The sequence below is a fragment of the Geodermatophilus sp. SYSU D00697 genome (assembly GCF_054050175.1).
Genome location: NZ_JBJGYV010000043.1, coordinates 1 through 21263, shown reverse-complemented (window position 1 = coordinate 21263; position 21263 = coordinate 1). Strand labels below are relative to the sequence as shown.

Annotated in this window: 21 protein-coding genes; 11 read left to right on the top strand and 10 right to left on the bottom strand. The window is 75.3% G+C overall.

From position 1 onward, the window contains the following. Positions 1-18: 18 nt before the first annotated feature. A complete protein-coding gene (locus tag ACI79C_RS23535; RefSeq protein ID WP_456948120.1) occupies positions 19-1287 on the top strand; it encodes a M48 family metallopeptidase in 1269 nt (422 codons plus the stop codon). After that, on the top strand, positions 1284-2414 hold the full coding sequence (locus ACI79C_RS23530) for a glycosyltransferase family 4 protein (RefSeq protein ID WP_456948119.1): 1131 nt from the start codon (positions 1284-1286) through the stop codon (positions 2412-2414). The genes ACI79C_RS23535 and ACI79C_RS23530 overlap by 4 nt, the downstream gene beginning before the upstream one ends. A gap of 39 nt (positions 2415-2453) precedes the next feature. Here the strand turns inward: ACI79C_RS23530 and ACI79C_RS23525 are convergent, their stop codons facing one another. After that, the gene (locus tag ACI79C_RS23525) at positions 2454-4247 is read right to left on the bottom strand and encodes an AMP-dependent synthetase/ligase (protein WP_456948118.1); all 1794 of its coding nucleotides are present in this window, start codon (positions 4245-4247) and stop codon (positions 2454-2456) included. Between the two features lie 153 nt (positions 4248-4400). Between ACI79C_RS23525 and ACI79C_RS23520 the strand changes: the two genes are divergently transcribed. Genes ACI79C_RS23520 through ACI79C_RS23505 form a run of 4 tightly spaced genes read left to right on the top strand, consistent with a single transcriptional unit; the run spans position 4401 to position 7388 of the window. After that, the gene (locus ACI79C_RS23520; RefSeq protein WP_456948117.1) at positions 4401-4832 is read left to right on the top strand and encodes an SRPBCC family protein; all 432 of its coding nucleotides are present in this window, start codon (positions 4401-4403) and stop codon (positions 4830-4832) included. 7 nt (positions 4833-4839) lie between these two features. Continuing rightward, positions 4840-5997: an ArsA family ATPase gene (locus ACI79C_RS23515; RefSeq protein WP_456948116.1), complete on the top strand. Its 1158-nt coding sequence runs from the start codon at positions 4840-4842 to the stop codon at positions 5995-5997. Beyond that, positions 5994-6380: a hypothetical protein gene (locus tag ACI79C_RS23510; RefSeq protein ID WP_456948115.1), complete on the top strand. Its 387-nt coding sequence runs from the start codon at positions 5994-5996 to the stop codon at positions 6378-6380. The genes ACI79C_RS23515 and ACI79C_RS23510 overlap by 4 nt, the downstream gene beginning before the upstream one ends. Further along, positions 6381-7388, top strand: a complete 1008-nt coding sequence (locus ACI79C_RS23505) for an ROK family glucokinase (protein ID WP_456948114.1) — start codon at positions 6381-6383, stop codon at positions 7386-7388. A 42-nt stretch (positions 7389-7430) separates the two neighbouring features. On the opposite strand, the gene ACI79C_RS23500 is transcribed toward ACI79C_RS23505, so the two are convergent. The 3 genes from ACI79C_RS23500 to ACI79C_RS23490 form a co-directional block, all read right to left on the bottom strand. After that, positions 7431-8663 (bottom strand): ornithine cyclodeaminase, nickel-pincer nucleotide-dependent, encoded by a 1233-nt coding sequence (locus ACI79C_RS23500; RefSeq protein ID WP_456948113.1) that lies wholly within the window; start codon positions 8661-8663, stop codon positions 7431-7433. A 284-nt stretch (positions 8664-8947) separates the two neighbouring features. Further along, positions 8948-9628 carry a hypothetical protein gene (locus ACI79C_RS23495; protein ID WP_456948112.1) on the bottom strand — a complete coding sequence of 227 codons (681 nt, stop codon included), beginning with the start codon at positions 9626-9628 and terminating at the stop codon, positions 8948-8950. Beyond that, positions 9625-10437: an alpha/beta hydrolase gene (locus ACI79C_RS23490; protein ID WP_456948111.1), complete on the bottom strand. Its 813-nt coding sequence runs from the start codon at positions 10435-10437 to the stop codon at positions 9625-9627. The genes ACI79C_RS23495 and ACI79C_RS23490 overlap by 4 nt, the downstream gene beginning before the upstream one ends. 126 nt (positions 10438-10563) lie before the next feature. On the opposite strand from ACI79C_RS23490, the gene ACI79C_RS23485 reads away from it, so the two are divergent. Further along, positions 10564-11328 (top strand): lysophospholipid acyltransferase family protein, encoded by a 765-nt coding sequence (locus ACI79C_RS23485; RefSeq protein WP_456948110.1) that lies wholly within the window; start codon positions 10564-10566, stop codon positions 11326-11328. 13 nt (positions 11329-11341) lie between these two features. Here ACI79C_RS23485 and ACI79C_RS23480 read toward each other — a convergent pair whose 3' ends face one another. Then, the gene (locus ACI79C_RS23480; protein ID WP_456948109.1) at positions 11342-11650 is read right to left on the bottom strand and encodes a DUF6221 family protein; all 309 of its coding nucleotides are present in this window, start codon (positions 11648-11650) and stop codon (positions 11342-11344) included. Continuing rightward, positions 11647-13122 carry a glycerol kinase GlpK gene (gene glpK, locus ACI79C_RS23475; protein ID WP_456948108.1) on the bottom strand — a complete coding sequence of 492 codons (1476 nt, stop codon included), beginning with the start codon at positions 13120-13122 and terminating at the stop codon, positions 11647-11649. Before glpK ends, ACI79C_RS23480 begins: the two co-directional genes overlap by 4 nt. A gap of 76 nt (positions 13123-13198) precedes the next feature. Between glpK and ACI79C_RS23470 the strand changes: the two genes are divergently transcribed. Continuing rightward, on the top strand, positions 13199-13684 hold the full coding sequence (locus ACI79C_RS23470) for a polyadenylate-specific 3'-exoribonuclease AS (RefSeq protein WP_456948107.1): 486 nt from the start codon (positions 13199-13201) through the stop codon (positions 13682-13684). 10 nt (positions 13685-13694) lie between these two features. Here ACI79C_RS23470 and ACI79C_RS23465 read toward each other — a convergent pair whose 3' ends face one another. From ACI79C_RS23465 to ACI79C_RS23450, 4 genes are all read right to left on the bottom strand, one after another. Continuing rightward, on the bottom strand, positions 13695-14903 hold the full coding sequence (locus ACI79C_RS23465; protein ID WP_456948106.1) for a cytochrome P450 family protein: 1209 nt from the start codon (positions 14901-14903) through the stop codon (positions 13695-13697). Between the two features lie 183 nt (positions 14904-15086). Next, the gene (locus ACI79C_RS23460; protein WP_456948105.1) at positions 15087-15755 is read right to left on the bottom strand and encodes a hypothetical protein; all 669 of its coding nucleotides are present in this window, start codon (positions 15753-15755) and stop codon (positions 15087-15089) included. A 78-nt stretch (positions 15756-15833) separates the two neighbouring features. Then, entirely contained in the window at positions 15834-16706 is an 873-nt protein-coding gene (locus ACI79C_RS23455; protein ID WP_456948104.1) for an MBL fold metallo-hydrolase, read from the bottom strand. Between the two features lie 94 nt (positions 16707-16800). Then, positions 16801-17688, bottom strand: a complete 888-nt coding sequence (locus ACI79C_RS23450) for an NmrA family NAD(P)-binding protein (protein WP_456948103.1) — start codon at positions 17686-17688, stop codon at positions 16801-16803. 77 nt (positions 17689-17765) lie between these two features. Between ACI79C_RS23450 and ACI79C_RS23445 the strand changes: the two genes are divergently transcribed. From ACI79C_RS23445 to ACI79C_RS23435, 3 genes are read left to right on the top strand one after another with little or no spacing between them, the layout of a single operon-like run. Then, positions 17766-18788, top strand: a complete 1023-nt coding sequence (locus ACI79C_RS23445) for a 6-phosphofructokinase (RefSeq protein WP_456948102.1) — start codon at positions 17766-17768, stop codon at positions 18786-18788. 29 nt (positions 18789-18817) lie between these two features. Continuing rightward, positions 18818-20155 (top strand): class II 3-deoxy-7-phosphoheptulonate synthase, encoded by a 1338-nt coding sequence (locus ACI79C_RS23440; RefSeq protein ID WP_456948101.1) that lies wholly within the window; start codon positions 18818-18820, stop codon positions 20153-20155. Next, positions 20148-21164 carry a threonine aldolase family protein gene (locus tag ACI79C_RS23435; protein WP_456948100.1) on the top strand — a complete coding sequence of 339 codons (1017 nt, stop codon included), beginning with the start codon at positions 20148-20150 and terminating at the stop codon, positions 21162-21164. The genes ACI79C_RS23440 and ACI79C_RS23435 overlap by 8 nt, the downstream gene beginning before the upstream one ends. Positions 21165-21263 lie beyond the last annotated feature (99 nt).

The window sequence follows — 21263 nt, the reverse complement described above, 5'->3', positions numbered from 1 at the left end:
CCTTCTAGGATCGGGCGGGTGAGCGCCCGCCGGGCCGCGTTGCTGGTCGCGGTGGTCCTGGGATCGGCGCTCGTCCTCGTCATCGCCGTCCGCACGCCGTGGACGCTGCTGCCCGACCCGCCGGGGGGCCCCACGCCGGTCCGCCCCGGGGCCGGACTGCCGCCGGGGACCGCCGAGCGCGCGGAGTCGTTCGCGGCGGCACTGCGGCCGGCGTCCCTGGTCTCGCTGGTGCTGGGCCTGGCGACCGCCGCGGTCCTCGCGCTGACCCCGCTGGGCCGCCGGCTGGTGCGGGCGGTCGCGCGGCCGCTCGGTGGTGGCTGGGCCTGGCAGGTGCTGCTGGGCACGGCCGCCCTCGTGGTGCTCGGCCGGCTGGTCACCCTCGCGCCGGCGGCCTACGGCGAGACGGTCCGGCACCGGTACGGGCTGTCCACCCGGAGCTGGGGGCTGTGGGCGCGGGACGTCGCGCTCTCCACCGCGATCGACGCCGCGGTCACCGCGGTGGTCCTGCTCGCGCTGGTGTGGCTGGCCCGCCGCGCGCCGCGCACCTGGTGGGCGTGGGCGGCGGGGATGGCGGCCGGGTTCGTCGTCGTGGGGTCCTTCCTCTACCCGGTCGTCATCGAGCCGGCGTTCAACCGGTTCGACCCGCTGCCGGCCGGGCAGCTGCGCACCGACCTTCTGCAGCTCGCCGAGGAGAACGGCACCCCGGTCGAGGACGTCCTGGTCGCGGACGCCTCCCGCCGGACGACGGCGCTCAACGCCTACGTCTCCGGCTTCGGGTCGACCCGGCGGATCGTCGTGTACGACACGGTCCTCGGCCAGCTCCCCGACGCCGAGATCGAGTCGATCGTGGCCCACGAGCTCGGCCACGTCAGCACCGATGACGTCCTCACCGGCACGCTCATGGGTGCGCTCGGCGCGGCCGCCTCGGTGGCGGCGCTGGGCTGGCTGCTGTCGTGGACCCCGCTGCTCCGAAGGGCGGGGATCGGCGGCGCCGGCGATCCGCGGGTGGTCCCGCTGGCGCTGCTGCTCGTGGCCCTGGGCACGCTCGTGTCCACGCCGGTGCAGAACCTGGTCAGCCGGCACATCGAGGCCCGCGCGGACCTCCACGCGCTCGACCTGACCGGCGACGCGGAGGCGTTCGTCGCCATGCAGAACCGGCTGGCCGCGGCCAACCTCTCCGACCCCGACCCGCCCGCTGCCTGGCAGTGGTTCTTCGGCTCGCACCCCACCGGGCCCCAGCGGGTCGCGTTCGCCGAGGACTGGCAGCGGCTCCAGGAGGCCGGGTGAGGACGCTCGTCGTCACCAACGACTTCCCGCCGCGGCAGGGCGGCATCCAGACCTTCGTCGCGGCGCTGCTGGCCCGCCGGCCCCCGGACTCCCTCGTCGTGCTGGCCTCCCGGTCACCGGGCTGGGAGGAGTACGACGCGACGCTGCCCTACCCGGTGGTCCGCAGGCCGACCGGCATGCTGCTGCCCACGCCGGCCACCGCCCGGGCCGCCGTCGACCTGGCCCGGCGGTACGGGTGCGACACGGCGTTCTTCGGCGCCGCGGCGCCGCTCGGGCTGCTCGCCCCCGCGCTGCGGGCCGCCGGCGTCCGGCACCTGGTCGGGGCCACGCACGGCCACGAGACCGGCTGGGTCGCCCTGCCCGGCGCGCGGCAGCTGATGCGGCGGATCGCCGGCGGCCTGGACGTGCTCACCTACATCAGCGAGTACACGCACGGCCGGCTGGCCCCGGCGCTGGGCCGGGTGACCCGCATGGCCCAGCTCTCGCCCGGGGTGGACGTCGACCGGTTCACCCCTCGGGCCGACGGAGTGGCGGTCCGGGAGCGGTACGGCCTGGGGGAGGCGCCGGTGGTCGTCTGCGTGTCCCGGCTGGTCGCCCGCAAGGGGCAGGACGTCCTGGTCGCCGGCTGGCCGCGGGTCCTGGAGCGGCACCCCGACGCCCGGCTGCTGCTGGTCGGCGGCGGCCCCCTCGAGGCGTCGCTGCGCCGCGCCGTCGCCGGGCGCGGCCTGGCGGGGTCCGTGGTCCTCACCGGGGCGGTGCCGCCGGACCGGCTGCCCGAGCACTACGCCGCCGGTGACGTGTTCGCCATGCCCTGCCGGACCCGCCGCCGCGGCCTGGACGTCGAGGGGCTGGGCATGGTCTACCTCGAGGCGGCCGCCTGCGGCCGACCGGTCGTGGCCGGCACGTCCGGGGGCGCGCCGGAGACCGTGCGCGAGGGCGTGACCGGTCACGTGGTCGCGGACCCGCGCTCACCCGAGGCCGTGGCGACCACGATCACCGGCTTGCTCGACGACCCCGTCCGCGCCCGCCGGATGGGCGCGGCCGGCCGCGCGTGGGTCGAGGAGCGGTGGTCGTGGTCGACGATCGCCGAGACCTTCGCCGACCTCCTGGACCCCGGACGGCACTGAGCCCCGTCCCGCGCGCGGCGGGACGGGGCTCGGCGCGACTCACCTGCTGTAGAGCGCCTCGACCTCGCTGTCGAACTCCTTCATGACCGCGGCCCGCTTCAGCTTGAGGCTGGGGGTCAGCAGGCCGTTGCCCTCGGTGAAGTCGGTGGCGAGCACCCGGAACTTCTTGATCGACTCCGCCTTCGACACCGCCTTGTTGGCCTCGGTGACGGCGGCCTCGATCTCGGCGAGGACGTCGGGGTCCTCGGTCAGCGCCGCCACCTGGGTGTCGGCCGGCTTCCCCTTCGAGTCCAGCCAGGCGGGCAGGGCCTCCTCGTCGAGGGTGACCAGCGCACCGATGAACGGGCGCTGGTCGCCGACGACGATGCACTGGCTGATCAGCCGGTGGGCGCGCAGCCGGTCCTCCAGCACCGCCGGGGCGACGTTCTTGCCGCCCGCGGTCACCAGGATCTCCTTCTTGCGCCCGGTGATCCGGATGAACCCGTCGCCGTCGATGTCGCCGAGGTCGCCGGTGTGGAACCAGCCGTCGGCGTCGACCGCCTCGGCGGTGGCCTGCTCGTTCTGCCAGTAGCCGCGCATCACGATGCCGCCGCGGATGAGGATCTCCCCGTCCTCGGCGATCGCGGCGTCGACGCCGGGCAGCGGGCGCCCGACGGTGCCGATGCGGAAGGCGGCGTCGTGGTTCACCGCGGCGGCCGCGGTGGTCTCGGTGAGCCCGTAGCCCTCGTAGACGGTGACACCGATGCCGCGGAAGAAGTGGCCCAGCCGCTCGCCCAGCGGGGCGCCTCCGGAGACGGCGGCCTGGCAGTTGCCGCCGAGCGCGGCGCGCAGCTTGCCGTAGACGAGCCGGTCGAACAGGGCGTGCTGGACGCGCAGGGCCAGCCCCGGGCCGCCGGTGTCCTGCGCCCGCGACCAGGCGATGGCGACCTGGGCGGCGCGGTCGAAGATCTTCCCCTTGCCGTCGCCCTCCGCCTTGGCCTTGGCCTGGTTATAGACCTTCTCGAACACCCGCGGGACGGCGAGGACGAAGGTCGGCCTGAAGGCGCCGAGGTCCTCGACGAGGTGGGACACGTCGGGGGTGTGGCCGATGACCGTGCGGGTCTTGACCGCCCCGACCTCCAGCACGCGGGCGAGCACGTGCGCCAGCGGGATGAACAGCAGCAGCGAGCCCTGCGCGTTGAGGAACCGGTCCAGCAGCGACATGCCGTTGCCGATCTCGAACAGGAAGTTCGCGTGGGTCAGCTCGCAGCCCTTGGGCCGGCCGGTCGTGCCGCTGGTGTAGATGATCGTGGCGGTGCTGGACGAGGTCAGCGTCGCGCGCCGGGCGGCGAGCTCGGCGTCGGGGACGTCGGCGCCGGCGGCGGTCAGGGTGCCGAGGGCGTCGTCGTCGATGACCCACACCGGCCCGAGCCCGGGCGCCTGGTCGCGGATGGACTCGACGGCCGCGGCGTGCTCCGGGCGCTCCACGACCGCGGCCCGCGCGCCGGAGTCGGCGAGGATCCAGGCGACCTGGTCGGGGCTGGAGGTCTCGTAGATCGGGACGACGACGGCGCCGGCGGCCCAGATGGCGAAGTCGAGGACGGTCCACTCGTACCGGGTCTTGGCCTGCAGCGCGACGCGGTCGCCGGCGCCCACACCGGAGGCGACCAGGCCCTTGGCCACGCCGGCGACCTGGGCGGCGAACTCGCTCCACGTGACGTCCTGCCACCGGCCCTCGCGGCGGACCCGCAGCCCGACCTCTCCGCCGTGCTGGGCCACGTTGGTGGCGAGCAGGTCGGGCAGGGCCTCGTCGGGGCCCACCTCGGTCGTCGCCGGGACGCTGAACTCGCGCACGCCTGGTCCTCTCCTCGCGCCCGGCCACGGCACCGTCGCCTGCGGTCCGGGTCGCGGACGTGCCCCGAATCTAACCGCTGGCGCCTACCCATGAGTAGCAGGCGCCCGTGCCACGAACGGGCGACACCACGGGGACCCGTTAGCCTGCTGCGCATGGCCGACCAGTCCACCCAGTCGATCACCGTCGACGCCCCCGCGTCGGACGTCATGGCGGTCATCGCCGACTTCCCGGCCTATCCGCAGTGGGTGGCGGCGGCCAAGCAGGTCGAGGTGGTCGAGGCCGGCCCCGACGGCCGCGCCCGGCAGGTGCACTTCGTGCTCGACGCCGGCATGGTCAAGGACGACTACGTCCTCGAGTACGACTGGGACGGCGACCGCCGGGTGTCCTGGCACCTGGTCACCGGCCAGATGCAGAAGCGCCAGGAGGGCTCCTACACCCTCGACGAGCGCGGGGACCGCACCGAGGTCACCTACCGGATCACCATCGACACCCACCTGCCGCTGCTCGGCATGTTCAAGCGCAAGGCGGAGAAGGTCATCCTCGACACGGCTCTCAAGGAGCTCAAGAAGCGCGTCGAGGGCTGACCGGGCCGTGCGGACGCTGCTCCTCACCGGGCCCGGTGGGGCCGGTACCTCGACCCTCGCCGCGGCCGCCGCCGTGCGGTCGGCCCGCTCGGGCCGGCGCACCCTGCTGCTGACCCGACCCGGCACCCGGCCGGTGGCCCCGGACGCCGTCCCGGGGCTCGCCGTCGACGAGGTGGAGCCGCTCGGCGCACTGGAGGTCCTCTGGTCGGCGGTCGCCGAGCAGGTGGGCGACGCCGTCCCCGGGGTGACGCTGCCCCCGCCCAGCTCGGTGGTGCCCCCGCCCGGCTCGGGGGAGCTCGCGCTGCTGGCCCGGTTGGGGCGGGCCGTCCGCGATGCCGAGGCCGACACGGTCGTCGTCGATGCTGGGCCCCTGCCCTCGGGCGCGGCCCTCGTGGCGCTGCCCGACGTGCTGCGCTGGTGGCTGGACCAGGCCCTGCCGGCGCGGCTGCGGGTGCTCGGCGCCGTCCGCACCGCCGCAGTCCGGTCCGGCGCGGTCAAGCGTGGCCCGGTGGACGCCGCTCTCGACGCCGTGCCGGTGCTCGAGGAGCTGGTCGGCCGGCTCTCGCTCACCGACCCCGCCACCACCGAGGTCCGCCTGGTGGCTCCGCCACGGCCCGGTGCGCTGCCCGTGCTGCGGTCGGCGGTGACCGCGCTGGCGCTGCACGGGCAGCGGCCCACGGCCGTCCTCGCCCGCGTGCTGCCCGACGGCGGCGCGGGGGAGTGGTGGGCGCGCCGCGGCGCCGAGCAGGACGCCGTCCTCGCCGCGCTGGCCGAGCTCGCCCCGGTGCGGCGGGTCCCCGAGGAGGCGGAGGCGCCGCAGGGCCCCACGGCGCTGGCCGCGCTGCTCGCCGAGGACGACCCGGTCCCGGCCGAGCCGGTGACCCCGGTGACCGAGCGGGTGGACGGCGGACGGCGGCTGGTGCTGCCGCTGCCCTTCGCCGAGCGTGCGGGCCTGGAACTGACCCGCTGGGGGGACGACCTGGTCGTGACCGTGCCCGGAGCGCGCCGGTCGATCCGGCTCGACGCCCTGCTGCGCCGCTGCCTGGTCACCGCAGGCACCCTCGCCGACGCCGGCACCGCGCGGGCGCGGCTCGAGGTCACCTTCACACCCGATCCACAGCAGTGGCCGGCCTCGCTGCTGGCCGCCGAGGGGAGCACGACATGACCGACGCACCCGACTGGGCCGAGCAGGCCCGCCGGCTGGTGGCCGGGCTGGGGCAGACCCTCGGCCAGACGCTGCGCGAGGGCGCCCGCGGGGCGGGCGACGACGGCCACCCGGCCGACTGCCGGTGGTGCCCGGTCTGCCAGGTGGCGGCCGTGGTGCGCGGTGAGCGGCCGGAGGTCACCGCCGCGCTGGCCGACGTCCTCGGTGCCGCGGCGGCCGCGCTGCGGTCCTTCAGCGAGGCCGGCCCGGCCGCCGAGCAGACCCCGCCGACCGGCGCAGAGGCGGAGCCGACCGGCGCAGAGGCGGAGCCGACCGACGTCGCGGTGGAGCCGGCGCCACCCGCGGGGGCGGCCCCTGCGGTCCAGCGCGTCGAGATCGCCTGAGTGACCCGGAGCCAGACCCCCGGGGACCCGGCGGCCGCCGGTCTACCGGCACTGGGCATCGACATCGGCGGCACCAAGGTCGCCGGGGGCGTCGTGGCGCCCGACGGGACGGTCCTCGCCACGGCGCGCCGGGCCACCCCGGGGGCGTCGGTCACCGAGACCGAGAACGCCATCGCCGCGGTGGTCGAGGAGCTCGCGCTCTGGCACGGCGGGCCGCTGGTCGGCGTCGGCGTGGGCGCGGCCGGCTGGTTCGACCGCACCGGGGACACCGTGCTGTTCAGCCCGCACCTGGCCTGGCGGAACTCGACCCTGCGCAAGGACCTCGCCGGGCGGCTGCAGCGGCCGCTGTGGGTGGGCAACGACGCCGACGCCGCCGCCTGGGCCGAGTACCGCTACGGCGCGGCCGCCGGCGCCGACCTCGCCCTGATGATCACCCTGGGCACCGGCATCGGCGGCGGGATCGTCATGGACGGCCGGCTGCAGCGCGGCTCGCACGGGGTGGCGGGGGAGTGGGGGCACATGCGGGTGGTCCCCGACGGCCGGCTGTGCGCCTGCGGCAACCGCGGCTGCTGGGAGCAGTACGCCAGCGGCACCGCTCTGGGGCAGACCGCGCGGGAGGTGGCCCGCAGCTCCCCGGCCGCCGCGGCGCGGCTGCTGGACCGGGTGGACGGCGATGCCGACCGGCTCACCGGCGAGGACGTCGCGCGCGCCGCCGCGGAGGGGGACCCGCTGGCGCTCGAGCTGCTCGCCGAGGTCGGCTCCTGGCTGGGGCAGGGCATCGCCGACCTGGCCGCCGTCCTCGACCCCGAGGTCGTGGTCATCGGCGGCGGGGTCAGCGTGCTCGGGGAGATGGTGCTGGGCCCGGCGCGCGAACGGCTCGAGCGGGCGCTGCCCGGCCGCGGATTCCGCCCCGGCCCGCGGGTGGTGGCCGCCCAGCTCGGCGCGCAGGCCGGCCTGGTCGGCGCGGCGGACCTCGTGCGCCGCGCCGTCTGCGAGGGCGAGGCCTGAGCGGAGCGCCACGGTGCGGTTCCCGCGCCCGCAGCACTCCGCTCAGGTGAGCTCGCGGGCCAGCTGCTCGAGGAACAGGCCGATGTCGGTGACGATGCCCATCGCCTGGGCGCTGCCGCGGTCGGCCAGCTTGGTGACCGTCGCCGGGTTGATGTCCACGCACACCAGGGGCACGGACGCCGGGAGGATGTTCCCGGTCGCGATGGCGTGCAGCATCGTCGCCACCATGATCGCGAAGCCGACGTCGGGCAGCTGCGCGCGCATCGCCCGCTGACCCTCGATGACGTCGGTGTACACGTCGGGCAGCGGGCCGTCGTCCCGCACCGAGCCGACCAGCACGAACGGCTTGCCCGCGCGCACCATCGCGTGCATGACCCCACCGGTCAGGACACCGGACTCCACGGCCGCCGCGATCGAGCCCGCCCGCCGGATGGTGTTGATGGCCCGGATGTGGTGCTCGTGCCCGTGCGGCACGCCGGACCCCTTGGCCAGGTCCACGCCCAGCGACGTGCCGTACAGCGCCGACTCGATGTCGTGGGTGGCCAGCGCGTTGCCCGCGAACAGGACGTCGACGTAGCCGGCCTCCACCAGGCGCACCATCGCCGGGGCCGCCCCGGTGTGGACGACGGCCGGACCGCCGACCCAGAGCACCTTCTGCCCGGCCGCCTTGACCTCGCGCATCCGGTCGGCGATCTGGCGGACCAGGACCACCTGCGGCTTCTCGCTGGAGGCGATCGAGGACATGAACCCGAACGCCTCCTCCTCGCCGCGGGCCACTGCCGGCGGCATCTCCACCCGGACGCCGTGCGCACCGCAGACCACGAGCTCCCCGGCCCGCACGTCGCTCACCGGGACGGTGCGCACCACCGGCCGGTCGCGGCCCCGGTCGACCACCAGCCCGCAGTCCATCTCGGCGCGGTCCACCGGCAGCCACTCCCGGTCCAGCCGGACGAAGGTGTCCAGGTTGGTCGTCGAGTAGAAGTCCTCGGGGAAGACGCCGTCGGCCGGCGCCGGACGGAGGGTCGCCGTCCCGGGGTCGACGGTGTTGGCCCCGTGGGTCTGCAGCCGCATGACGATGCGCTCGAGCAGGTCGGGGTCGGGGGCCTTGACCTCCACGGTGGCGCGCGACTCGTCCTCGTGCTGCCGGCCCAGGTCGAGGGCCTCGATGCGGTAGTCGCCGCCGTACTCGAGGACGTCGTCGAGGACCCGGGCCAGGATGCCGGTGTCCATCAGGTGACCGGTCAGGCTGACGGTGGTGGAGTGCGGTGCGTCCACCTGCCGGAGGCTATGTCACTCGTCGTCCTCCGGACGACACCGCGACCAGGTGCCGTCCCCGGTGGCGTGGAGCCCACCCGCCGCACCGCGCCGGGGAGCCTCCGGCCCCCGCACCGCGGCACGACCCCCGCAGGGCGGCTCGCTCCCCACCCCGACCAGGTGCCGTCCCCGGTGGCGTGGAGCCCACCCGCCGCACCGCGCCGGGGAGCCTCCGGCCCCCGCACCGCGGCACGACCCCCGCACCGCGGCACGACCCCCGCAGGGCGGCTCGCCCCTGGCCCGCTCTAGACGACGGCGCCGTCGTCGCCGTCGTCGCCGACGGTGCGGTCCCGCATCCGGGACACCAGCACGCCGACCCCGCCCACGACGGCGGCCACGCCCAGCACGAGCCCGACGTCCGAGGACAACCCCAGCACGCGGGGGGCCACGATCAGCACCGCACCCGCGGCGATCAGCAGCACCGCGTACAGCGAGGCGGGCGCCGGCGCGGGCACCGGCGGGGGCGGCGGGGGCTCGTAGTGCTCCTCGGGGCGGTCCAACACCTCGGGCTCGGCCGGTGCCGGCGGCGGGGCCGGCGAGGGCTCCTCGTCCACCACCGTCCGGCCGTGCTCGGCCTCGAACGCGGCGACGATCCGGGCCCACTCGGCGTCCTCGTCGATGTCGCGCCGGGGCGCCCGCGCCGCGCGGGTCCGCTCCTGCGCGTGCTCGTCGACGTGCTGCTCGACCAGGGGGCGGGCCTCGGCCGACCGCGCCCGGTCGACGAAGATCCGGTCGGTGGGCGGGCTGGGCAGCGAGACCGTGCGCGTGTAGGGCTCGACGTCGGCCGAGGGCTCCAGGTAGGCGGCGATGCCCGCGTCCCGGAGCACGTCGAGCAGGTGCTCGCCCACCCGCGGGTCGACGTCGCGCACCGGGGTCCAGAGCGCGGCGTCCAGACCGTTGTCGCGCCGTCCCCGCCGGCCGGTCACGCGCCGGCCTCCAGCGCGGGCGTGCGCTCCCGGATCCAGTCCACGGACGCGGCGAAGATCCGCGGCGCGTCGTTGTCCAGGGTGGCGACGTGGTAGCTGTCCTCCAGGAGCACCTCGGTCGTGTCGGTGCTGGCCACACCGGCGAGCAGCACGCGCACCGACGCGGGCTCCACCACGTGGTCGGTGACGCTGCGGAACACCAGCAGGGGCGCGGTGACCCCACCGAGGTCGGCGCGGGTCGCCGTCCACAGCCGCCGCAGGCCGAGGACGGCGCGGGTGGGCAGCTTCGCGTACGCCCGCTCGTCGACCCCCGGCTTCTTGATGTCGTTGGCGATCGCCTTCCAGCTCGGCGTGAGCCGGGCCAGGACCGGCAGCAGCTTGGCGTCGAGGCGCTCGGTCAGCAGTGAGGGGTTGACCAGTACGAGGCCCGCCACCTCGCGCGGTCGCAGCTCGGCCAGCCGGATCGCGAGGGTCCCGCCCATGGAAAGCCCCGCGACCACCACCCGGTCACACTCGGCGGCCAGCGCGTCGAACGCCGTGGTGACGGCGTCGACCCAGTCCTGCTCGGTGGTGAGGTTGCAGTCCTGCCAGCGGGTGCCGTGCCCCGGCAGCAGCGGCGCCCGGACGGCGAAGCCCTCGGCGGCCAGGTGCTCGCCCCACGGCCGCATGCTGAACGGCGAGCCGGTGAAGCCGTGGACCAGCAGCACGCCCGTCCCCGCCCCCGCCGGTCCGCCGGGGAACGCGAACGGCTCGGCGCCGGGGCGCACGGCGGGAGGTGCCTCGGCAGCGGGCACCGCGTCGTCGGGCACGGGGGTCCTCCTCGGCGTCGGCGGGGGTGCCGACCTGGCAGCGCGGGCGGGGGCGCCACGGCGACGTGGGCCTGCGATTGTCCATCCGCCGCCGGGCTCCTTAGTCTGGCAGCCCCAGAGGGAGGCGTGTTGTTCTACTGGTTCCTCAAGTTCGTGGCGATCGGCCCGGTCGTGAAGCTGGTCTTCCGGCCGCAGGTCGAGGGTGTCGAGCACGTCCCGCGCACGGGCGCCGCGATCCTCGCGAGCAACCACCTGTCGGCGGCCGACTGGGTGTTCATGCCCCTGTCGCTGCGCCGTCGGGTCACCTTCCTCGCGAAGAACGAGTACTTCACCGGCACCGGGGTGAAGGGCTTCCTGCAGCGGGCCTTCTTCACCGGGGCCGGCCAGGTGCCCATCGACCGCACCAACGCCTCGGCCGCGGAGAACGCGATCCGCACCGGCCTGCGCATCCTGCGTGAGGGCAAGCTGCTCGGGATCTACCCGGAGGGCACCCGCTCGCCCGACGGGCGGCTCTTCCGCGGCAAGACCGGCGTGGCCCGGATGGCGCTGGAGACGGGGGTGCCGGTCGTGCCCGTGGCGATGGTCTACCGGCCTCGCGCCCTGCCCCTGGTGGGACGCCGGCTGCCGAAGGTCTGCGTGCGCTTCGGGCAGCCGCTGGACTTCTCCCGCTACGAGGGGCTGGCCGGTGACCGGTTCGTGGAGCGGTCGATCACCGACGAGATCATGTACGAGATCATGACCCTGTCGGCGCAGGAGTACGTCGACGTCTACGGCGCCATGGTCAAGAAGTCAATGGACGCCACCGGGGCCAGCGCCTCCGAGGTGGTCCGGCGGATGGAGCCGCCCGCCGACGAGGCCGGCGACCGCGCCCCGGAGTCCCTGGCCGGCTAGGCACCGTCCCCCGTCAGGGGCGCCACTCGTCGCGGTAGTGCGGGTGGTCGGCGTAGGTCTGGCCGATCAGCCGCAGCGCGTGGTCCATGGTGTCGCCGCGACCGCCCCGTCTCTCCAGGTCCCGGAAGTACTCGACGAGCTGGCGCTTGGCGGCGGCGTCGCGCAGCACGTGGGCGACCAGCGCCCGGTTGGTCGGCGCGGGGCTCGCCTGCACGAAGCGGGCGGCCTCCTCGTCCTCGTCGAACCGGGCGAGCAGGAACTCGACGAGGTCGCTGTCCCGCAGGGGCAGGTCGGCGGGGCGCTCCCCCCGATCGGCGCTCACGCGGTCCAGCCGCCGGCCCGGGCCACCGCCGCGCGCCAGCGCTCGTGCCGCCCGTCGTCCCGCCGTCCGGGTTCGGGCTCGAAGCGGCGGTCCAGCGACCAGGTGTCGCCCAGCTCGCCGGTGCTGCTCCAGACGCCGGTGCCGAGGCCGGCCAGGAAGGCCGCGCCCAGCGCGGTGGTCTCGGTGACCACCGGGCGGCGGACCGGCACGCCGAGCTGGTCGGCCTGCAGCTGCATCAGCAGGTCATTGGCGCTGGCGCCCCCGTCGGCCGACAGCTCCGGGACCGCCAGCCCCGCCTCGGACGCCATGACGTCGACCACGTCGCGCACCTGGAAGGCGATCGCCTCCAGCGTGGCCCGGGCCAGGTGCGCCCGGGAGGTGCCGCGGGTGATGCCGAGGACGGCGCCGCGGGCGTGCGGGTCCCAGTACGGGGCGCCCAGCCCGGTGAGGGCGGGCACGAAGACGACGTCGCCGGAGTCGGGCACCGTGCGGGCCAGGCCCTCGATCTCGGCGGCGGAGTCGATCAGGCCCAGCCCGTCGCGCAACCACTGCACCGCGGCGCCGGTGACGAACACCGCCCCCTCCAGCGCGTAGACCAGCCCGTCCCCGAGGTCCCAGGCCACGGTCGTCAGCAGCCCGGCGTCCGAGCGGACCGGCGCCGGTCCGGTGTTCTGCAGCACGAACGAGCCGGTGCCGTAGGTGCACTTGCTCATGCCGGGCGAGTAGCAGGCCTGCCCGAACAGCGCCGCCTGCTGGTCCCCGGCGATGCCGGCGACCGGCAGCTCCAGCCCGAGGAACACGTCGGGGTCGGTGGTCCCGACGACGCCGGAGCTGGGCACCAGCTCCGGCAGCGCGGTCCGCGGCACGTCGAACAGCGCGCAGAGCTCCTCGGACCAGGTGCCGCGCTCGAGGTCGTAGAGCAGCGTGCGCGAGGCGTTGCTCGGGTCGGTGACGTGCACCGCCCCGCCGGTCAGCCGGTGCACCACGAACGAGTCGACGGTGCCCAGCACGAGGCTGCCGTCCCGGACGCCGTTCCACAGCGCGGGCTCCTCGGCGGCCAGCCAGCAGTACTTGGTGGCGGTGAAGTACGGGTCCAGCCGCAGGCCGGTGAGCTCGGCGACCCGCGGCTCGTGCCCGGCCTCGCGCAGCCGGTCGCAGATCCCGCTGGTCCGCCGATCCTGCCAGACGATGGCCGGCCGCGGCGCGCGGCCGGTGCGCCGGTCCCACACCACCGCGGTCTCGCGCTGGTCGGTGAGGCCCACGCAGGTCGGCCGGTGATCGGCGCCGGCCAGCGCCTGGCGGCAGGCGGCCAGGGTCGCCGTCCAGATGTCCTCGGGCTCGTGCTCGACCCAGCCCGGGCGGGGGAAGAGTTGGGCGAACTCCCGATAGCCGCGGGAGAGGACGTCGCCCTCCTCGCCCACGACCAGCGCGGTCACCCCTGTCGTCCCCGCGTCGATCGCCAGCACCGGCATGCGGGCAACCTAACCGAGGGTGGCCCCGGGGCAGCAGCACGGCGGCCCGCAGGAGGGGCCGCCTACGGTGATCGGCGTGCGGCGGTTCTTCTACGACACCGAGTTCATCGAGGACGGTTCCACCATCGACCTGGTGTCCATCGGCGTCGTCGACGAGGCCGGGCGCGAGTTCTACGCGGTGAGCACCGAGTTCGACCCGGGCAAGGCGATCCCGTGGGTGCGGCGCAACGTGCTCGACCAGCTGCCCCCGCCGGCCGACCGGGCCTGGCGCAGCCGGCAGCGGATCCGCGACGACCTGCTGGCCTTCCTCACCGGCCCGGGGGAGGAGGTCGAGCTGTGGGCCTGGTACGCCGCCTACGACCACGTCGCGCTGTGCCAGCTGTGGGGGGCGATGCCGGCGCTGCCGCGGCCCATCCCGCGGTTCACCCGGGAGCTGCGGCAGCGCTGGGACGACCTGGGGCAGCCGCCGCTGCCGCCCAAGCCGAGCGGCACCCACGACGCGCTGGTCGACGCCCGCTACAACCTCGCCCGCTGGCGGGCGATGGAGGGCGCCCGCCGCTGAGCCGCCGGGCTCACCGGGCCCGGGCGGGCGTGGGCGTGAACGTCACGGGCAGCGCCCGGACGCCCCGGAGCACGCCGCTGACCGACCACCGCAGCTCGTCCTCGGGCACGGCCAGGGCCAGGTCGGGCAGCCGCTCCAGCAGCGCGGTGAAGGCGACCTGCCCCTCCAGGCGGGCCAGGGGCGCGCCCAGGCAGTAGTGGACGCCGTGGCCGAACGCCAGGTGCCCGGGCCCGGCCGCGTCGACGTCGAACCGGTCGGGGGAGGGGAAGCGGTCGGGGTCCCGGTCGGCCGCCGCGACGGCGAGCAGGACCATCTCGCCGCGGGGGATCCGCACCCCGCCGATCTCGACGTCCTCGACCGTGTAGCGGCTGAGCCCCGGGTTCACCGGGCCGTCGAAGCGGAGGACCTCCTCCACCGCCTGCGGCACGAGGGCCGGGTCGGCGCGCAGCCGGTCGAGCTGGTCGGGGGAGCGCAGCAGTGCCAGCGTGCCGTTGCCGATGAGGTTCACCGTGGTCACGTAGCCGGCGATCAGCAGCAGGAAGGTCATCGAGAGCAGTTCCTGCCGGTCGAGCCGCTCGCCCTCGTCGGTCGCCTGCACCAGGTCGGTGAGCAGGTCGTCGGCGGGCCGGGCGCGCTTGGCGTCGACGAGGTCGGCGAGGTAGCCGTACATCTGCTCGCGGGCCGCGGTCACCAGGGCCATGTCGGTGTCCGGGTCGAACGGCCGCTCCAGCATCTCGTCGGTCCAGCCGCGGAAGCGCTCCCGGTCGGCCTCGGGGACGCCGAGCAGCTCCCCGATGACGGTGATCGGCAGGGGCAGCGCGAACGCGCCGATCAGCTCCGCGCTGCCCTGCGGGGTGATGCGGTCCAGCAGTGTGTCGGTGATCTGCTGGACCCGCGGGCGCAGCCCCTCCACCCGGCGTGCGGTGAACGCCTTGGACACCAGCCGCCGCAACCGCGTGTGCTCCGGCGGGTCCGTGCCGATCATGCTGCGGCTCAGGAAGTCCCCGTCGAGGAGGTCGGTGAGGGCCGTGGCGTGGTGCGGGTCGTTGCTCAACCGGGGGTCCGACAGCGCCGCCAGGACGTCGTCGTAGCGGGCGACCACCCACACGGGCAGGCCCAGGCGCTCGTCGACGCGCCGCACGGGACCGCTCTCCCGCAGGGCGGCCAGCGCGGGGAAGGGGTCGGCCAGGTCGGTCAGCGGGCTCGTGGGCACGGTCATCGCCGTCGTCCTCCGGTCGTGCGGCCCCCGTGCAACAGCCCGAGCGTCGCACCGCGGGACGGCGGGCAGTAGGGCGCAAGGCCACCCTCCGCGCCCGCGACGCCGTGCCCGTGCACCGTCCGGAGGGCCTCCCACGGGTGGCCCGAACGACTCCTTCGGCCGCCCCGTCCGAGCGGCCGTGCGTCAACGGACGGCGGGCTCACCGGCCCGCCCGCGAGCGGCCGTCACGACGATGCCGATGGCGAACACGAGCACGGCGACCTGGAAGGCGGGTACGGCGCTCCGCTGGATCCCGCTGTCGAGGCCGCTGTGGCCCACGTCCACCCCGACGGCGACCGACAGGATCCCGGCCAGGACGGCGATCCAGCCCACCCAGGCCACCAGCACCCGAGTGGCGAGGATCGCCGCCCCGAACAGGAGCAGGGCTGCGCCCAGCAGCAGGCGGAAGTAGCTCTGCGCGCCCCACTCGGTCCACCGCACGACCTCCGCGTCGGTGAAGCGGACCCCCTTGTCGGGGCCGTCTGCGGCGACCCAGGCGTCGACGGCCTGCTTGAGGGTGATGCCGTCGACGGCCTGGAGCACGGCCCAGACGGCGGCCGTGGCCACGGTCAGCCCGGCGGCGAACGTCGACAACCTGGGCGCCCGCGACCGCAGCACCAGGTGCAGGACGAGCAAGCCCCCGAGGGCGACCAGGACCCCGACGAACTGGGCGAGGTGGACCCACGTCCACGATGCGCTCGCGGCGTACTCGGCGAAGATGACCTCGTGGACGTCCTCGTCGCCGCCCGGGTGGAACAACACCGTCACGGCAGTGGCGAAGACGAACCCGCCCAGGAGGAGCGCACCGCTCACCCGTAGGAGCTGACGCTCGGCCCGAGGACCTGTCGCCGACGTCATGGCGTCTCCCGCCGACAGCCGAGGGCCGGGCGGTCAGCTGGGCCGCACGCCCGGCCGGGCGGGGCTCGGCTGCGGCGCGGACTCGGTGCGCGGCACCGGCACCCCGGCACGCTGCATCTCCGTCAGCGCGTCGATCATCCGGGTGAACTCCTCGGCGTCGGGCGGGATGAACCGCTCGGCGGCCGGCACCCGCTCCAGCACCGCGAGGAACTCCTCGAGCTCGGTGCCGTCCGCGGCGGGCAGGTGGGCCGAGAAGATCCGCGTGGGCCGCAGCTGACGGACCCGGTCGAGCACCTCGCCGAACACGGCGGGCTGGGTGAGGTGCACCCACGGCGAGTCCGACGTCGCCCAGCCCAGCATGCCGCCGGCCAGCGCCTCGGGCGGCACGTCGGAGGCGGCACGGGCCGGCTCGGGGATGATCGCCCCGAACGCATCGACGCTGAACAGCGCCCCGGTGGAGCGGTCCAGGACCCCGACCGACAGCGGGTTGTCGAACAGCGGCGGGGCGACGGCGGTCAGGGTGCGGTCGCCCACGTGGACGTCGTCCCCGAAGCGGACGGCGTGCACCCGGTGCATCGGCACGGGCCACCAGGTCGCCATCCGGAGGGCGGAGAAGCCGTGGGTGACCAGCGTCGCGTTCGGTGCCAGGTCCATGAGCCGCGCGATGCTGCCGGTGTGGTCGGCGTCGTCGTGGGTGAGCCAGATCCAGCGCAGCCGCTCCGGGGCCACGATGGAGCTCACCGCGTCGACGAAGTCGTCGGCGTCGACGCCGAGACCGGTGTCGACGAGCACCGGCTCCTCGGCCATGAGCAGGTAGGCGTTGACCGGCAGGACGCCCAGCCCCGGCAGCGCCAGGTTCGCGGGCAGCACGTGGACGTCGGCCGAGCCCTGGTAGGGGGTGTCCATCGCGGACCTCCGCGGTCGCAGGGACGAGCGGCGCCGACGCTAGGCCGCCCCCCGGAGCGCCGACAGGGCCCTTGTCCTCCGGCCACGCGGTCGCTCAGGCGCGCAGGTGCGCCCAGTCCTCCGGGTGGGCGCGCAGGTGCTCGGCCACCGTCCGTGCCGGGGAGCCGGTGAGCTCCTCGACGACGCCGGTCACCGGGGCCATCTCCCCGGCCGCGATCGCCAGGTAGCTGGTCACCCAGCCCTCGATCTCCCAGTCCGGGTGACCGGAGGGGCGCCGGGTCGCCCACGCCTCGTCGACCGTCTGCCGGCGGTACTCCGCGGGCAGGCCGGTGACCTCGGTGAGGACGGCGACGGCCTCGTCCAGCGACAGCGCCGCCGGCCCGGTGACGTCGAGGGCGCGGCCGTCGAGCGCTCCCGAGTCGTCGAGCAGCACCGCGGCGCCGACGCCGGCCAGGTCGTCGCGGGACACGAAGCTCGCCCGGCCCTCGCCCGCGGGCGCGGCGACCACCGCCCGGCCGTCCTCGCGGGTGGCGAAGAACGGCACGAAGTCGGCGTACATCGAGTGCCGGAGGAACGTCGCCCGCAGGCCGGTGGCGGCGATGGCGTCCTCGGTGGTGGCGTGCTGCCGGGCCAGCGTGAAGACCGCGTCCGGCGCGGCTCCGAGGAAGGAGGTGTAGACGATCCGCTGCACCCCGGCGGCCGCGGCGGCGCCGACGGTGGTCAGGTGCTGCTGGACGCGGTCCTCGGCCTCCGCGGCCGACACCAGGTACAGGGTGTGCACGCCCCGGAGGGCGGCGGTGAGGCCGGGCCCGTCGGCGTAGCCGCCGGGCGCGGCGACGGCCTGCGCCCCGGGCAGCCGCGGCGCGCGGGCGGGGTCGCGGACGACGAGCCGCAGGGAGACGTCGCGCCGCCCGGCCAGGCGGGCGGCGACCCGGCCGCCGAGGGTGCCGGTGGCGCCGGTGACCGCGATCAGCCGACTCATGCGTGCGCAGACCCTCGGTGCGGCATCATGGCCCGCACCAACCGCTGAGCAGCGAGAACCCTTCCCGGAGGACGCACATGCGCATCGGCATCCTGACCGGCGGCGGTGACTGCCCCGGGCTCAACGCGGTCATCCGGGCCGTCGTCCGCAAGGGCGTCCAGCACGGGGACGAGGTCGTCGGGTTCCGGGACGGCTGGCGGGGCGTGCTCGATGCCGACACCGTGCCGATGGACCTGCGGGCGGTCCGCGGCATCCTGCCCCGCGGCGGGACCGTGCTGGGCACCTCGCGCACCAACCCCTACGCGCTGGAGGGCGGCGCGGACCGGGTGATGGCCAACCTGGAGCGCCTGGGCATCGACGCGCTCGTCCCCATCGGCGGGGAGGACACCCTCGGCGTGGCCGCCAAGCTGTCCGAGGCGGGCCTCGCGATCGTCGGCGTCCCGAAGACCATCGACAACGACCTCGACGCCACCGACTACACCTTCGGCTTCGACACCGCACTGGGCGTGGCCACCGAGGCGATCGACCGGCTGCACACGACCGGCGACAGCCACCACCGCACGCTCGTCGTCGAGGTCATGGGCCGGCACGCCGGCTGGATCGCGCTGCACTCGGGCATGGCCGGCGGCGCGACCGTCGTCCTCATCCCCGAGCAGCCCTTCGACGTCGAGGCCGTGGTCGCCCACTGCCAGCACCGGTTCGAGTCCGGGTACTCGCCGATCGTGGTCGTGTCCGAGGGGGCGAAGGCCCAGGGCGGCGACCTGGTACTGGCCACCGGGCAGACGGACGCGTTCGGCCACGTCCGGCTGGGCGGCATCGGCACGGCGCTGGCGTCGCTGATCGAGCAGCGCACCGGGCGGGAGGCCCGCTGCGTGGTGCTCGGCCACATCCAGCGCGGGGGGACGCCGTCCCCGTTCGACCGGGTGCTGGCCACCCGCTTCGGGCTGGCGGCCGTCGACGCCGTGCACGACGGCGCGTCCGGGGTCATGGTGGCGCTGCGCGGCACCGACATCGTGCGGGTGCCGCTGGCCGAGGCGACCGCCCAGCTCAAGCTGGTGCCGGTGGAGCGGTACCGGGAGGTGGAGGTCTTCTTCGGCTGAGGGGGGACACCGCCGTACCCTGTGAAAGCGTGACCCTCCCCGACCCCGCGGAACTGGTCCCCGGCCTGGACCGGTGGCGGGAGCTGCCCGCCGCCCAGCAGCCCGAGTGGCCCGACCGCGCCGCGCTGGACACCGTCCTGTCCACCCTCTCCTCGGTGCCCCCGATCGTCGCGCCCAGCGAGGTCGACGAGCTGCGCGGGCGGCTGGCCGAGGTGGCCCAGGGCCGGGCGTTCCTGCTGCAGGGCGGCGACTGCGCGGAGACCTTCGACCTGAACACCGACGCGCACCTGCAGAGCACCACGCGCACGCTGCTGCAGATGGCCGTCGTCCTCACCTACGGCGCCAGCGTGCCGGTGGTCAAGGTGGGCCGGGTCGCCGGGCAGTACGCCAAGCCGCGGTCGTCGAACACCGACGCGCTCGGCCTGCCCTCCTACCGGGGCGACATGGTCAACTCCCTCGAGCCGGTGCTCGAGAAGCGCATCCCCGACCCGAACCGGCTGGTGCGCGCGTACGCCAACGCCGCGGCCGCGATGAACATGATCCGCGCCTATGCCCGCGGTGGGCTCGCCGACCTGCACGCGGTGCACGACTGGAACAAGGACTTCGTGGCCAACTCCCCGGCGGGGGTGCGCTACGAGGTGATCGCCCGCGAGATCGACCGGGCGCTGGCGTTCATGAAAGCCTGCGGGGTCGACGACACCGCCCTGCGCGGCGTGGAGCTCTACAACAGCCACGAGGCGCTGATCCTCGACTACGAGCGGGCGCTGCTGCGGGTGGACGACGGCCGGGCCTACGCCTCGTCGGCGCACTTCGTCTGGATCGGTGAGCGCACCCGCCAGCTCGACGGCGCGCACGTGGAGTTCTTCTCCCGCATCGCCAACCCGATCGGGGTCAAGATCGGCCCGGGCACGACCCCCGAGCAGGCCACCGAGCTCGTCGAGCGGCTCGACCCGGACGGCGTCCCGGGCCGGCTGACGCTGATCAGCCGGATGGGCAACGGGAAGATCCGCGACGTCCTCCCGCCCATCGTGGAGAAGGTCACCGCCAGCGGCCACCAGGTCGTGTGGCAGTGCGACCCGATGCACGGCAACACCCACGAGTCCCCCACCGGGTACAAGACCCGGCACTTCGACCGGATCGTCGACGAGGTCCTCGGGTTCTTCGACGTGCACCGGGCGCTGGGCACCTGGCCGGGCGGCATCCACGTCGAGCTGACCGGTGAGGACGTCACCGAGTGCCTCGGCGGCGCGATGGAGATCAGCGACGCGGACCTCAACAGCCGGTACGAGACGGCCTGCGACCCGCGGCTGAACACCGGCCAGTCCCTGGAGCTGGCGTTCCTGGTCGCCGAGATGCTCCGTGGCTGAGGCGGCGTCCGAGCTCGTCGACCTGCGGTCGGACACCGTCACCCGGCCGACCGCCGGGATGCGCCGGGCGATGGCCGAGGCCGAGGTCGGGGACGACGTCTACGAGGAGGACCCCTCGGTCCGTGCCCTCGAGGAGCGCACGGCGGAGCTGTTCGGCCACGAGGCCGCGCTCTTCGTACCGTCGGGGACCATGGGCAACCAGATCGGCATGCGCCTGGTCTGCGAGCCGGGCCAGGAGGTGCTCTGCGACGCCGACGCGCACGTGGTCACCTACGAGATGGGCGCCGCGGCGGCGGTCTTCGGCATCTCCACGCGCACGGTGGTGTCCGACGGCGGCCGGCTGGACGCCGGGCAGCTGATCGAGCAGGTGCGGCCCAGGGACGACTGGCACCTGACCGCCACCGCCGCCGTCGCCGTCGAGAACACACACAACCGTGGCGGCGGGCTGGTGCAGCCGCTCGACCAGCTGCAGCGGCTCTGGGACTGGTCGCGGGAGGCCGGGGTCGCCGTCCACCTCGACGGCGCGCGGATCTGGAACGCGCACGTCGCCTCGGGTGTGGACCTCGCCACCTACGGCCGGCTGGCCGACACGGCGTCGGTCTGCTTCTCCAAGGGCCTCGGGACGCCGGTCGGGTCGGTGCTCGTGGCCTCGGCCGAGCGGATCGCCACTGCCCGGCTCTGGCGCAAGCGGCTCGGCGGCGGCATGCGCCAGGTCGGCGTGCTGGCCGCGGCCTGCACCCACGCCCTCGACCACCACCTGGGCCGCCTGGCCGAGGACCACGAGCACGCCCGCCTGCTGGCCAAGCGGCTCGGCGTCGACCCGGCGACGGTCGAGACCAACATGGTCGTGCTCGAGGACGTGGCCGCGCCGATGGTCGCCGAGGCGGCGAAGGCGCAGGGGGTGCTCGTCTCCCAGGTCAGCCCCCGCCGGATCCGGCTGGTCACCCACCTCGACGTCGACCGCGCCGGCATCGACCACGCCGCGGACGTCCTCGCGGGCCTGCTCTGACATCGTCGGCCTCCCGGCCGGCACCGTTCACCCGGCACGCAGACGCGAACGGGCCCGCCCCCCAGCAGGGGTGCGGGCCCCTCGCACCGGTGGGGTCAC

Coding starts and splice junctions, on each gene's coding strand:
- ACI79C_RS23465 (WP_456948106.1), bottom strand. CDS start 14,903: ATGACCGTGCCCACGAGCCCGCTGACCGACCTGGCCGACCCCTTCCCC.
- glpK (WP_456948108.1), bottom strand. CDS start 13,122: ATGCCGGTGCTGGCGATCGACGCGGGGACGACAGGGGTGACCGCGCTG.
- ACI79C_RS23520 (WP_456948117.1), top strand. CDS start 4,401: ATGGCCGACCAGTCCACCCAGTCGATCACCGTCGACGCCCCCGCGTCG.
- ACI79C_RS23455 (WP_456948104.1), bottom strand. CDS start 16,706: ATGGACACCCCCTACCAGGGCTCGGCCGACGTCCACGTGCTGCCCGCG.
- ACI79C_RS23445 (WP_456948102.1), top strand. CDS start 17,766: ATGCGCATCGGCATCCTGACCGGCGGCGGTGACTGCCCCGGGCTCAAC.
- ACI79C_RS23510 (WP_456948115.1), top strand. CDS start 5,994: ATGACCGACGCACCCGACTGGGCCGAGCAGGCCCGCCGGCTGGTGGCC.
- ACI79C_RS23450 (WP_456948103.1), bottom strand. CDS start 17,688: ATGAGTCGGCTGATCGCGGTCACCGGCGCCACCGGCACCCTCGGCGGC.